We start from the raw sequence: 13,008 nt of genomic DNA on the forward strand, positions 1-13,008 counted from the left end.
CCCGCCCGGCTGGGCCCCCCCCCGGCGGGGGGGGGGGGGGGCGGGCGCCGCCCCCGCCCCCCCCCCCCCCCCCCCCCCCCCCGTTGACGCCGTCGCTCAGAACAGCCGCAGCTTGTCGTCCTCGATGCCGCGCATCGCGTCGTAGTCCAGGACCAGGCAGCCGATGCCGCGGTCCGTCGCCAGTACCCGGGCCTGCGGCTTGATCTCCTGCGCGGCGAAGACGCCCCGGACCGGCGCGAGGTGCGGGTCGCGGTTCAGCAGCTCCAGATAGCGCGTCAGCTGCTCCACGCCGTCGATGTCACCACGCCGCTTCAACTCCACGGCCACCGTCTGCCCGTTCGCGTCCCGGCAGAGGATGTCCACCGGCCCGATGGCGGTGGGGTATTCGCGGCGGATCAGGGTGTGACCCTCGCCGAGGATCTCCATCCGGTCCGCGAGCAGCTCCTGGAGGTGCGCTTCCACGCCGTCCTTGATCAGCCCCGGGTCGACGCCCAGCTCGTACGACGAGTCGTGGAGGACTTCCTCCATGGTGATGATCAGTTTTTCGCCCGCCTTGTTCACCACGGTCCAGACGCCTTCCTCACCGTCGGCGCCCTCCTTCAGGGTGCACGGCGGGGACATCCAGTTGAGCGGTTTGTACGCCCGGTCGTCGGCGTGGATGGAGACGCTTCCGTCCGCCTTCACCAGGATCAGTCGGGGGGCGGAGGGCAGGTGGGCTGTGAGCCGGCCCGCGTAGTCCACGGAGCAACGGGCGATGACGAGACGCATGGTCGGCAACGCTACTCGACGACGGGGGCTCGACGCGATTTCCCCATCCGTCGCCCCCGCCACTCGGTGCACACCGCGACGCGGCGGAGCGGGCTTGCCCCTCTTTGCGCCCCTTCGTTATTGGCCGGTTGTGTTCCCAATCTTCTGGTGCGGCCCCGACTGCGCGCTTACCGTGTAAGCAGGAGGTCGCCGTCCGTGCACGCTGCGTCGTCGCCGCCCCCCCTTCCCTGCCCGTAAGGCCCCGGCCATCGCCCGGGGTCGCGAGAGGAGAACCCATGTCGCTCGACGTCTCACCGGCGCTGTTGGAACAGGCCGAGCGAGGCGAGGTCGACGAAGCCGACTTCGTCGACTGCGTCCGGACCTCCCTGCCCTTCGCATGGGAGATGATCAGCTCGTTGGTGGCTCAGCTGAAGGTCGACGGCGGACAGTTCGCCGACAACCAGACGCCGCCGCCGGACGAGCAGGCACGTGGTCAGCTGCTGCGCGCGCTCGCGAGTGATGCGATACGCGGCGCGCTCCAGCGGCACTTCGGAGTGCGCATCGCATTCCAGAACTGCCACCGCGTCGCGGTGTTCCCGCTGGACGCCTCGGTCGACGACCGACTGGCCAAGTTCACTTCGGTGAGGGGTCAGTTGCTCAATCAGTCGCCCGAACTCCGGGACTGCTGAACGCCTCTGCTGCCGCCCCGGGCCGCGGGAGGTGTACTGGCCCCGGGGCGGCAGCTCCCGCACCACCGCACCACTCGTCCCACAGATCTCGGCTTCCGGACGGCTCCGAGGAAACACCGGCATGCGCAGATCAGGTGAGCAGGGGCAGCACATCGGCGCCCAGCCGCCGGACGTTCTCCTCGGTGGCCGCGAGATCACCCGACCCCTCCACCAGGAGGGCGAAGCGCGTGATCCCGGTCCGCTCGGCGGTGGCCGCCAGCCGGTCGGCCGCCAGCCGCGGCGGGCCCACCGGATGCAGCCCGCACAGCAGTTCCGTGTACGCGACCGGGTCCCGCATCACGCGGTGCCTGCCGTCGACCGTGACATGGGCGTCGAGCCCCTGGCGCAGCCAGCCGGGCATCGACTTCACCAGCAGCTCCGTGGCCTCTCCGGCGCCGTCCTCGATCTGGGCCACCCCGGCGCACACATGTGCGGCCGCCTCCACCGCCTCGGGCGGATGCCCGGCCTCCCGGGCGGCCGTACGCCACAGGGCGACCATCTCCGCCTTCTCCTCGTCCCCGCAGTGCATGCCCAGCAGCATCGGCAGCGCCTGCCGGGCCGCGAGCCGCACGCTCTTCGGCGAGGTGCACGCCACGACCACCTCGGGCCCCGCCGCTCCCGCTCCCGCGTCCGCCGGGCCCTCCAGCAGCTCGTCCGCGCGCGGCACCACCGCCACCTCACGGAAGCCGAACCGCTCGCCGCGCCCCGCGACGCGCGGTTCCCGCAGCCAGTCGAGCACCAGGCCGAGCGCCTCGGGGAAGCCGTTCTCGTACGCGTCGAGACCGCCGCCGAACACTTCCAGGTCCACCCACGGACCGCCCCGGCCCACCCCGAGCGAGAAGCGTCCGCCGCTGGTCAGGTGCAGCAGCGCCGCCTGCTCGGCGAGCGCGACCGGGTGGTGGTTGGGCAGCACGCTGACCGCCGTGCCGACCCGGATTCTGCGGGTGCGGCCCAGCAGCAGCGCCGCCAGCGTGGTCGCGGACGGGCAGACCCCGTACGGCACGAAGTGGTGCTCGGCCAGCCAGACCGAGTCGAGACCGCTCTCCTCCGCCGCCTCGGTGGACCGGACGGCCCGGTGCAGGGCCTCACCGGGCCCCTGTCCCGGGAACTGGGCTGCCAGAACGAACGTTCCGATGCGCATCGCCTATTGCCTCCTTGCGGCCGACGCGTTTCTCCCCCACCGGCAACAACGTCTGACACGTGCCAAAGGCACGGTCCAGGAGGAAGTTGTTGCGATTTTCCGCTAACTCACCCCAGTGCCGAACAGGGCCGCCGGACAGCCCGACCGCCGCTCCCGACGCCAGGCTCTAGGCTTGGGCGGAACCGTGTCCGATCCGCCCCGTGAGGTGTCCTGTGTCCCCGCGCCGTAACCGCCCCCGTGGTGGCGAGAGTCCCGACGAACACCCCGGATCGGCGCTCGGCAGGTACGGCGGGGGAGGGGCCACCGAGAGCTGGCAGGGCGAGGAGTGGTCGGTGCGCCCGGTCAGCGGCGCGAGCGCCCAGGGCAAGCGGTACCGCTGCCCCGGCTGCGACCAGGAGATTCCCTCCGGCGTCCCGCACCTCGTGACCTGGCCCGAGTTCGGCGGCATCGACGACCGCAGGCACTGGCACAAGGCGTGCTGGAACGCGAAGGACCGCCGCACCACCCGGGTGCAGCGGTCCCGGAACGCTCCGCGCTACTGAGCCCGACCGGCCCCTCGGCCCCCGACCGACCCCTCCAGCCCTGCTCGGGCCCTCGGACATCGCTCGGTCCCTCAGACGTCGCTCGGTCCCTCAGACGTCGCGCCGGTTCAGTATCGCGACGGCCCCGCCCAGAGCCGCGGCGGCCAGGCCCAGCATCAGCAGCAGCGGCTCCCAGCCGGTCGGACCGGTAGTGGTCATCGTCGTGCCGTATATCCCGCCGATCTGGTTGGGGATCGAGTAGTCGATCAGGAAGCGCTGAAGGCCCCGCAGGCTGTCGGCGAACATGAACAGCGCGAGGACCAGGGGCGCCAGCACCACGCCGATCATGATGGTGATCGCGCCCGCCGAGTGCCGCACGATCGCGCCGACCCCGAGCGACAGCAGGCCGAGGGCCGCGAGATAGAGCCCCACACCGACCGTGGCGAGCGCCCATTCGCCGCCCGACGCGGCGGGCCCGTCCAGGATCAGGGTCTGGAGCCCCGCCACGACCGCGGCGGTCACCGTCGTGACGGCGAAGGACAGCGCGGCGAAGACGATCGCCTTCGCCGCGAGCACCCGGCCCCGGCTCGGACAGGCCGTCAGCGTCGTACGGATCATCCCGGTGCTGTACTCGGACCCGATGGTCAGCACACCGAGCGTGATCACACAGATCGAGCCGAGCAGCACCCCGAAGAAGCCGAGGACCAGGACCGGCTCATTCGGCACGCCGCTGCCGCTGCTGCCGCCGTCCCCCGCCAGCAGCAGCAGCGCGGTGCCCGGCCCGACCGTCAGCATCAGCGCGACCATCACACCGAGCGTCCAGAGCGTGGCGCGCACCGAACGGATCTTGGTCCACTCGGAGGCGACCGCGTCGCCGAGGGTGGCGGGCCGGATCGGGATCGGCGACTCGTAGGAGCCCAGCAGGCCGGCGTCCGGCGCCTGCTGGTGGGCCCGCGGGGTGGCCGGCGTCGTCATCGGAGGTCCTCGCTCGTCTGGTCCCCGGCCGCGGTGGCGGCAGAGGGCTCGGCTTCGGGGGAGGGCGCCGCCGGTGCGGGGCCCCGGCCGGGAACGGGCGGCGGCGGGGCGTACCAGCCCTCCTGCGGCACCTCCACCGGCTCGGGGTACACGAAGCCGTCGGCGCTCCCGTACGCGTCCTGGGGGAGCGGCTCCACGAGCCCCGCCTTGGCGTCGTCCGTCGAGCGGTAGTCCACCAGGCCCTGCGTGAGGCGCATGTACGCCTCCTCCAGAGAGGCCTGGTGCGGCGACAGCTCCCAGAGCCGTACGTCGCAGCCGTGGGCCAGGTCACTGATCCGCGGCAGCGGCAGCCCGGTGACCCGCAGCGCGCCGCCCGGCTCCGTCATGACCCGGCCGCCCGCCTCGATGAGCGAGGCCGTCAGCTTCTGCCGCTCCTCGGGGGCGTCGTCCGGCACCCGGACCCGGGCGAAGTCGGCGGAGTTGGCGGAGATGAAGTCCGTGACGCTCATGTCGGAGAGCAGCCGGCCGCGCCCGATCACGATCAGATGGTCGGCGGTGAGGGCCATCTCGCTCATCAGGTGGGACGAGACGAAGACCGTGCGTCCTTCGGCGGCGAGCGCCTTCATCAGATTACGGACCCAGTGGATGCCCTCCGGGTCGAGACCGTTGACCGGCTCGTCGAACAGCAGCACCTCCGGATCGCCGAGCAGCGCCGCCGCGATCCCGAGCCGCTGCCCCATCCCGAGCGAGAAGCCCTTGGAGCGCTGCTTGGCGACGTCCTGGAGGCCGACGACGCCCAGCACCTCATCGACCCGGGCCGCCGGGATACCGGCCAGCTGGGCCAGGGACAGCAGGTGGTTGCGGGCGGTGCGTCCGCCGTGCACGCCCTTGGCGTCCAGCAGGGCGCCCACCTGGCGCGGGGCGTTCGGCAGGTCGCGGTAGGGGTGGCCGCCGATCGTGACGTGACCTGCGGTGGGGCGGTCCAGGCCGAGGATCATGCGCATGGTCGTCGACTTGCCCGACCCGTTCGGACCGAGGAACCCGGTGACAGCCCCCGGCCGCACCTGGAAGGAAAGGTCGTCCACGGCCGTCTTCGCGCCGTAGCGCTTGGTCAGGCCGACTGCCTCGATCATTCTCCAGCCCCATCGACTCACTCTGTCGTTCGGGGCTCGGGCCACCCGGCCGCACACCCCCGTAAGAGTTAGGAGGATAACCAGGCGGTGACGGTTCCGGCCAAGTTGCGCACCGCGTGCGAGCGGACCGTTACGCGTCCCGCTTCTTCAGGACCAGGAAGCCTCCGAGCACCGCCGCCACCACCCAGAGCGCCATGATCCCGAGCCCCGCCCAGGGGCCGTACGGGGCCGGGTCCGTGTTCAACGCGTCCGGGACGACCTGCATGATCTTCGAACCGGCCTGGTCGGGGAAGTACCGGGCGACGCTCTTGGCACCCGGCACCGCCGCGAGGATCTGCGAGACCAGGAAGAAGAACGGCATCAGGATGCCGAGCGACAGCATCGAACTGCGCAGCATCGCCGCGACCCCCATGGAGAAGATCGCGATCAGCCCCATGTAGAGCCCGCCGCCGACGACCGCCCGCAGCACGTTCTCCGCGCCGATGTCGGTGCCCCGGTCGCCGAGCATGGCCTGGCTCAGGAAGAACGAGACGAAGCTGGTGAGCAGCCCCACGACGAGGGCCAGCCCGCCGGCCACCGTGATCTTGCTGAGGAGGAAGGTCCCGCGCTGGGGCACCGCCGCCAGCGAGGTGCGGATCATGCCGGAGCTGTACTCGGTGCCGACCACGAGGACCCCGAACACCACCATCGCGAGCTGGCCGAGAACGGTCCCCGAGAAGCTGACGAAGGTCGGGTCGAACGTGGCCTGCTCGGCCTCCGAGAGGTCGTCGAACGTGGCGTTCAGCAGGGCGCTCAACGCCGCGCCCATCACGACCGTGACGGCGAACGCGGCGATGAGGGTCCAGGTGGTCGAGGAGACCGACCGGATCTTGGTCCATTCCGAGGTGAGAACCGCGGGTACCGATGCCATGGCCGTCACGCCCCCTTGCCGTCGGTGTCGTCGGTGCCCGCGGGCCTGTTCCAGTTCTCGCCCCAGCCGGCCCCCACCGCGGGCGGTTCGACCGCCGGGTCCCGTTCCGAATGGGCGTGGTACTCCACCGAACCGGCGGTCATCTGCATGAACGCCTCCTCCAGGGAGGCCCGCTGGGAACTCAGCTCGTGCAGCACCAACTGGTGCCGGGCGGCCAGCTCACCCAACTCCTCGGTGGTGGCGCCGTCGATCTCCAGGACGCCGCCCACCGTCTCGACGACGGTGAAGCCCTCCTGGTGCAGCACGTCGCGCAGCCGCTCCTGTTGCGGGGAGCGCAGCCGCGCGTAACTGCGGGAGTTCTCGTGGATGAAGTCCGCCATCGAGGTGTCGGCGAGCAGCTTGCCCTGGCCGATCACGATCAAATGGTCGGCGGTCAGCGCCATTTCGCTCATCAGGTGGGACGAGACGAAGATCGTCCGGCCCTCCGACGCGAGCGCCTTCATCAGATTGCGGATCCAGTGGATGCCCTCGGGGTCCAGCCCGTTGACCGGCTCGTCGAACATCAGGATCTCGGGATCGCCGAGCAGCGCGGACGCGATGCCGAGCCGCTGGCCCATGCCGAGGGAGAACCCCTTGGACTTCTTCTTCGCCACCGCGCTCAGGCCGACCATGTCGAGCACCTCGTCGACCCGCTTGCGCGGGATGCGGTTGCTCTGCGCCAGGCACAGCAGGTTGTTGTACGCGCTGCGGCCGCCGTGCATCGCCTTGGCGTCGAGGAGCGCCCCGATGTACTTCAGCGGCTCCTGGAGTTCGCGGTAGTGCTTGCCGTCGATGCGCACCGTACCGCTGGTCGGGTTGTCGAGATCGAGCATCATCCGCATCGTGGTGGACTTGCCCGCCCCGTTCGGGCCGAGGAAGCCGGTCACGATGCCCGGTCTGATCTGACACGACAAATGGTCGACGGCGATCTTGCTGCCGAACCGTTTGGTGAGGCCCTCGAGCTCGATCATGCGTTCACGCTAGAACGCGCGAGCGCCCGGCGCCACCACAAAGGCGGAACCGGGCGCACACGGGGTACTGCACGCGCCGGGGGGTCAGCGGGTCTGCTGGGCCGGGACACCGCGGGTGGCGGGCTCGTCCTCCACCGGGGAGCCGGCGGCGGCCACGGCGGCGCCGGTCAGCGTCGCCAGCATCTCGCGGACGTTGGTCAGCTGCGCGTTGATCGAGTCGCGGCGGTTGGTGAGCGCCGCCAGCTCGCGCTCCGACTCGCTGCGGATCCGGTCGGCCTTGGCGTTGGCGTCGGCGACGATGTCCTCGGCCTGGCGCTGGGCGGTCTCCACCGTCTGGCGGGCCCGGCGCTCGGCGTCCGTGCGGAGCTTCTCGGCCTCCAGGCGGAGCTGCTCGGCGCGGTGCTCGATCTCGGCGAGACGCTTCTCGGCCTTGGCCTGGCGGGACGCGAGGTCTCGCTCCGACTGCTCGCGGCGCTTGGCGAGGTTGGTCTCGAAGTCGGCCGCGGCCTGGGCGGCCTTGGCGCGGGTCTCCTCGAAGAGGGCGTCGGCCTCCTCGCGCTTCTGCTGGGCGTCCTTCTGGGCGTCGGTGCGGAGCGTGTTCGCCTCGCCCTGGGCCTTCTCGACGATGCGGACGCCCTCGTCCTCGGCCTTCGCCTTGCGCTCGGCGGCGAACGACTCGGCGTCGTTGCGCACCTGCTGGGCCGCCGACTCGGCGAGCTCCCGGTGCTGCTCGGCCGCGCGGCGGGCCTCCTCGCGCAGGTCCTTGGCCTCCTCCTCGGCGAGGCGGAGAATCTTCTCGACACGGGCGCCGAGACCGGCGTACGACGGCTCGGCGTCGTTTACCTGGGCCTGGGCGTTCTGCGTCTCGAGGTGCAGCTCCTCGATGCGCTTTTCCAGAGAGGTGATTCGGGCCAGTGCACTGTCACGGTCGGCGACGAGCTTGGTGATGCGGTCGTCCACCTGACCGCGGTCGTAGCCTCGTCGCACGAGCTCGAAGCCGAAGGGGGAGGAAGGGTCACTCATGAGGTTCCTGTCGAATGAGACCGGTGAGGTGATAGGGGGAATCCTAGGGGCCTTGGCGGCGTGTCAGCGTGAAGATGCCGGTTTGATCTGGAGAATGACACCCCTTTTGAGTGGCTGACCCCCGGAGTGCTTGCCACTCGAAGGTTTGAATGTCCATGACGATGCACGGCACACCGCGGATCGGTCACCGCTCGGACGACTTGCCCCCCGACCGCGTGCCCGCCGCCGCCGGGGCCTTGGCGCCTCCCGCGGAACCGCCGCCCGGCTTCCCGCCCCCGGTCGGAGCCTCGAAAGACTCCAACGCCTCCAGCACGTCCTGGACACGGGAGATCTCCGCATTGATGTCCTCGCGCCTGCGCACCAGGACGTCCAGCTCACGCTTGCCCTCGTCGACCGTCTGCTTGGCCTCGGCCTCGGCGTCGGCGCGCAGCTTCTCCGCCTCGCGGATCAGCAGGGCCTTCTTGGTCTCGGCCTCCTTCAGCAGCGACTCGGCCCGTTTCACCGCGGCGATACGGACCTTGCTCGCCTCCGAATTGGCCTCCGCCATCAGCTCCTTGGCCTTCGCCTCGGCCTCGTCGCGCTGCTCGGTCGCCGCCTTCATCAGGTTGTCGACACGCTCGCCGGCGGTCTTCATCTGCTCGGACGTCTCCCGGCGGGCCCGCTCGTGCAGCTCCTCGATCTCGCTCTCCAGCCGGGCCCGCAGCTCCTCGGCCCGCTCCCGGATCGCCGTCGCGTCGCGCCGCGCGCCGACCAGCAGTTCGTCGGCGTCGGCCCGGGCGCGCTCGACCAGGGTGTTGCCCTCGACGGTCGCCTCCGAGGTGATGCGCACGGCCTCCTTGCGGGCCGCGCCGACCATCGTGTCGGCCTGCCCCTCGGCCTCGGTGGCCGTACGCAGCGCCTCTTCCCGCGCCTTGTTGATGAGCTGGTCCGCCTGCTCGGCCGCGTCCGCCCGGCGCTTGGCCGCCGCCTCGCGGGCCTCGTCCAGCAGCCGGTCCGCCTCCTGGCGGGCCTCCGAGCGCATCTCCTCGGCCGCCGCCTCCGCCTCCGCGTGCAGGCGTGTGGCCTCCTCGCGGGTGCGGGCCGCGTGCTCCTGCGCGGAGCCGAGCCGCTCCGCCGCCTCCGCGCGCAACCGCTCGGACTCGCCGGTCGCCTCGGCCAGCATCCGGTCCGCCTGCTCCGTGGACTCGGCCCGGCGGCGGTTGGCCTCCGTGGTGGCCTCGACGACGAGCTGCTCGGAGGCCTGGGCCGCCTCGTTGCGGATGCGTTCGCTCTCGTTGGCCGCCTCGGCCATCAGCCGGTCCGACTGGGCCGCCGCCTCCGAACGGATCCGGTTGGCGTCCTGCCGGGCCTCGGCACGGGCCTTCGACGCGTCCTGCTCCGCCGACGCCAGCGCGTCGGACGCCTCGGTGCGCATCCGCTGGCTGTACTCGGAGGTGTCCGCACGCAGCCGCTCCGACTCGCCGATCGCGTCGGAGACCGTCCGCTCGGCCAGCGCCTTCGCGGCGTCGGTCTCCTCCTCGGCCTCCCGCCGGAGACGTGCCGCCTCCTCGTTCGCCTCGCGGCGCAGCCTGACCGCGTCCTCGGCGGCCCGCTCCCGCTCCGCGTGCGCGTCGGAGCGGACCCGGTCCGCCTCCTCCTGCGCCTCGCTCCGGGTGCGTTCCGCGACGTGCTCCGCCGTCGAGCGCAGCCCGGCGATCTCCTCCTCGGCCTGCTCCTGCAGACCGGCGACGGAGTCCCGTACCTGCTGGGCCGTCTGCTCGGCCGCCGTGACCAGCTCGGTCGCCCGGGCGTCCGCCTCCTCGACCAGCCGCTGCGCCTCGGCCTGGGCCTCCTCGACCCGCTTGCGGGCGGAGGCGAGCAGCTCCTCGCTCTGCTCGCGGGCCCGCTCGCGCTCCTGCTCCGCCTCGGTCCGGGCCGCGCCGAGGATCTCCTCGGCCTCCCGGCGGCGGCGCGTGGCCTCCTCCTGGGCGGCGTTCAACGCCTCGGCGGCCTCGGCGGCGACCCGCTCGGCGGCGGCCGCGGCCTCCGCGCGCACCCGGTCGGCGCTCTCCTGCGCCTCGGACTTGAGCCGCTCCGCCTCGGCGGTGGCCTCACCGCGCAGCCGTACGGCGACACTCTCGCCCTCGGCACGGGACTGGGCGGCGTCGGCTGCCGCCTCGTCGCGCAGCCGCTCGGCCTCCGCCCCGGCCTGCTCGGTCAGCGTCCGTACGCGCTCCGCGACCTCGGCGCGCTGCCGCTCCGCGTCCTCGTTCGTCTCGCGGCGGATCCGCTCGGCCTCGGTCCGTGCCTCGCCCAGCGCCTCCTCGGCGGCGGTGAGCCGGGAATCGGCCTCGGTGTGCAGCCGGGCCAGCTCCTCGGCGGCCTCGGTCTGCCGGGCGGCGACACCGCGCTCGGTCTCCTCGCGCAGCTCGGTCGCGGCCCGCTCGGCCGCCTCCGTGACGGCCGCCGCCTGCTCCTCGGCCTCGGCCCGCAGCCGGTCGGCCTCGGCCCGGGTGCGCTCCAGCGTCTCCTCGGCCTGCTTGCGCAGGCTCGCGGCCCGCTCGGCGGCCTCGGTGCGGATGCGCTCGCTCTCGCCGTTCGCCTTGGTGCGCAGCTCGTCCGCGTCGGAGCGGGCCTCGGTCAGCAGCTCCTCGGCGGTGCGGGCGCCCTCCTCCAGCTGCTGGACCGCCTCGCGGCGGGCCTCGCCCCGGATCCGCTCGCCCTCGGCGACCGCCTCGGAGCGCAGCGTCTCGGCCTCGCCGCGCAGCCGGCGGGCCTCCTCCTGGAGCTCGACCGTCTTGGCCCGGTACTCCTTGGTGTCGTCCTTCGCCGCGCCCTTGAGCTCGTCGGCCTGCTCGGCGGCCTCGCCGCGCAGCCGGTCCGCCTCGGCCTCCGCCTCGCGGCGGATCCGCTCGGCCTCCTCGCTCGCCGCCCTCGTCGTCGACTTCGCGTCCTCGGAGGCCTTGGTGAGCACCTCCTCGGCGCTGCGGGCCGCCTTCGCCAGCTGGGCGGCGGCGTCCTCGGCGGCGACCGTACGGGCCTTCTCGCCCGCCTCGGCGACCAGCCGCTCCGCCTCGGCGCGGGCGTCGACGAGCGCCTGCTCGGCCTCTTCCTTCAGCGCCTCGGTGCTCTTGGTGGCCTCGCCGACCAGCCGGGCGATCTCCGACCTGGCCGTACGGGTGCGCTGTTCGTTCTGCGACTCGGCGGCGGCCAACTGCTTGGCGGCGGCGTCCTTCGCCTCGGCGAGGAGCTTCTCCGCCTCCAGCCGGGACTCGCGCAGCCGGGTCTCGGCCTCCGAGAGGCGCTGCTCGGCGGACCGGTTCAGCTCGGTGGTCTGCTGGCGGGTCTGCTCGGTCTCCGCGGTCGTGCTGGAGCGCAGCTGCTCCGCGTGGCTGCTGGCCTCCTGCGCCTGGGCGGAGGCGGCTCCGAGGAGGCGCTCGGCGTCCTTGCGGGCGCGCAGCAGGATCGCCTCGGCTTCGGCCCTGGCGGTCTCGGTCTCCGAGCCGGCGCGCCGACGGGTCTCCTCGGCCAGCCGGGCGGCCTCGTCCCGGGCGGCGGCCAGCGCCTGTTCGGCCTCGGCGCGGGACTCCTCCAGCAGCCGGCGGGCCTGCGACTCGGTGCGGGCGCGCAGCTGTTCGGCCCAGGCGACGTTCTCGTTGACGTGCGACTCGACGGTCTGGCGGCGCTCCGCCAGCTCCTGGTCGAGCCGCTGCCTGCGCTGGACGGCCTCGGCGTGCAACTCGGCCTGGAGACGCGCCTGGTGCTCGGCGTGCTCCTGGAGTATCCGCTGCGTCTGGGCGCGGGCCTCGCGCAGCTCGCGCTCGGCGTCGCTGCGCATCTGCTCGGCCTGGACCTGCGCGTTCCGCAGCATCTGCTCGGCCTGGTAGCCGAGGTCCGCGCTGTCGTAGGCGGGACGGTTCGCGAGATTGCGCCGGGCCTCGTGCAGCTTGGCACGCAAGACCTCGACCTGGTAGCCGAGGTCCTCGGCGTGCTGGACGGCCTTCTCCCGGTCGGTCTTCAGCCGGTCCATCTTGGCTTCGAACCGCGAGAGATGGTCGTCTTCAGCGAGGTGGCTCTCCTGGCGTTCGTAGCCCCGCACTGCGCGGTCCCATCCTTCCCCGAGCTCAACTTAGTTCGAGCGGGGGAGACCCCTACCCTGGTCGCGACTCTCCGCACGAGCTGCTCGCCGGCGTGAGTCCCCCGGGAATGGTGACAGACAAACGACGAGGACGCGGAACGCCCCCGACCCGGCCCCGGCCCGGAACCGCCCACTCTACCGGGCCGGGTATGCGGTGGTCAGTGCTCCGCCCTGCTCGTGACCAGTTCGGTGAGGACGCCGTGGCAGTCCTTGGGGTGCAGGAACGTGATCCGGGACCCCATCGACCCCGTCCTCGGCTCGTCGTACAGCACCCGGACGCCCTTCTCGCGGATGTCCGCGGCGTCCCCGTCCACGTCCTCCGTACCGAAGGCGATGTGGTGCACGCCCTCCCCGTTCTTCGCCAGCCACTTGCCGACGGCCGAGTCCTCCCGGGTGGGCTCCAGCAGCTGGAGGTAGGAGGCCCCGCCGTCCGAGGTCCCGTTGATCCTGAGCATCGCCTCCCGGACGCCCTGCTCCTCGTTGATCTCGGAGTGGTACACCTCGAAGCCGTACGTGGCACGGTAGAACTCGACCGTCCTGTCCAGGTCGAAACAGGCGATCCCGATGTGGTCGATTCGCGTCAGCATGGATCCAGTGCAGCGCTACCGCCATGGTTACGCAACGTGCGCGCCGTCACACCGGTTGCCGGATGACGGGCGCGACACCGCTCAGTACATTCAGGTAAACCCTCGTTCACATCCGA

11 protein-coding genes are annotated in these 13,008 nt (G+C 72.1%); 2 read left to right on the top strand and 9 right to left on the bottom strand.

Features of this window, described 5'->3' with window-relative positions:
* Positions 1-96: 96 nt before the first annotated feature.
* Positions 97-768 (bottom strand): endonuclease NucS, encoded by a 672-nt coding sequence (nucS, locus tag ACH4KB_RS02205; protein WP_097870781.1) that lies wholly within the window; start codon positions 766-768, stop codon positions 97-99.
* A gap of 275 nt (positions 769-1,043) precedes the next feature.
* On the opposite strand from nucS, the gene ACH4KB_RS02210 reads away from it, so the two are divergent.
* Positions 1,044-1,436: an SCO5389 family protein gene (locus tag ACH4KB_RS02210; protein WP_003966234.1), complete on the top strand. Its 393-nt coding sequence runs from the start codon at positions 1,044-1,046 to the stop codon at positions 1,434-1,436.
* A gap of 130 nt (positions 1,437-1,566) precedes the next feature.
* Here the strand turns inward: ACH4KB_RS02210 and ACH4KB_RS02215 are convergent, their stop codons facing one another.
* The gene (locus ACH4KB_RS02215; protein WP_398062708.1) at positions 1,567-2,616 is read right to left on the bottom strand and encodes an LLM class flavin-dependent oxidoreductase; all 1,050 of its coding nucleotides are present in this window, start codon (positions 2,614-2,616) and stop codon (positions 1,567-1,569) included.
* A 212-nt stretch (positions 2,617-2,828) separates the two neighbouring features.
* Between ACH4KB_RS02215 and ACH4KB_RS02220 the strand changes: the two genes are divergently transcribed.
* Positions 2,829-3,158 (top strand): ATP/GTP-binding protein, encoded by a 330-nt coding sequence (locus tag ACH4KB_RS02220; RefSeq protein WP_398062710.1) that lies wholly within the window; start codon positions 2,829-2,831, stop codon positions 3,156-3,158.
* Positions 3,159-3,248: 90 nt separating this feature from the next.
* On the opposite strand, the gene ACH4KB_RS02225 is transcribed toward ACH4KB_RS02220, so the two are convergent.
* From ACH4KB_RS02225 to mce, 7 genes are all read right to left on the bottom strand, one after another.
* Positions 3,249-4,112 carry an ABC transporter permease gene (locus tag ACH4KB_RS02225; protein ID WP_398062712.1) on the bottom strand — a complete coding sequence of 288 codons (864 nt, stop codon included), beginning with the start codon at positions 4,110-4,112 and terminating at the stop codon, positions 3,249-3,251.
* Positions 4,109-5,245, bottom strand: coding sequence for an ABC transporter ATP-binding protein (locus ACH4KB_RS02230; protein WP_398062714.1), 1,137 nt, complete (start codon positions 5,243-5,245; stop codon positions 4,109-4,111). Before ACH4KB_RS02230 ends, ACH4KB_RS02225 begins: the two co-directional genes overlap by 4 nt.
* A 130-nt stretch (positions 5,246-5,375) precedes the next feature.
* Positions 5,376-6,155, bottom strand: a complete 780-nt coding sequence (locus ACH4KB_RS02235; RefSeq protein WP_398062716.1) for an ABC transporter permease subunit — start codon at positions 6,153-6,155, stop codon at positions 5,376-5,378.
* Positions 6,156-6,160: 5 nt separating this feature from the next.
* Complete coding sequence (locus ACH4KB_RS02240; protein WP_398062718.1) at positions 6,161-7,165, bottom strand: ABC transporter ATP-binding protein; 1,005 nt, start codon at positions 7,163-7,165, stop codon at positions 6,161-6,163.
* Between the two features lie 84 nt (positions 7,166-7,249).
* Complete coding sequence (locus ACH4KB_RS02245) at positions 7,250-8,188, bottom strand: cellulose-binding protein (RefSeq protein ID WP_018958966.1); 939 nt, start codon at positions 8,186-8,188, stop codon at positions 7,250-7,252.
* A 184-nt stretch (positions 8,189-8,372) separates the two neighbouring features.
* Positions 8,373-12,266 carry a polarized growth protein Scy gene (gene scy / locus ACH4KB_RS02250; RefSeq protein ID WP_398062722.1) on the bottom strand — a complete coding sequence of 1,298 codons (3,894 nt, stop codon included), beginning with the start codon at positions 12,264-12,266 and terminating at the stop codon, positions 8,373-8,375.
* 197 nt (positions 12,267-12,463) lie between these two features.
* Positions 12,464-12,892, bottom strand: a complete 429-nt coding sequence (gene mce, locus ACH4KB_RS02255) for a methylmalonyl-CoA epimerase (protein ID WP_018958964.1) — start codon at positions 12,890-12,892, stop codon at positions 12,464-12,466.
* Between the last annotated feature and the right edge of the window lie 116 nt (positions 12,893-13,008).

It is taken from the genome of Streptomyces sp. NPDC017520 (assembly GCF_044329855.1).
In the GTDB taxonomy this organism is placed as follows: domain Bacteria; phylum Actinomycetota; class Actinomycetes; order Streptomycetales; family Streptomycetaceae; genus Streptomyces.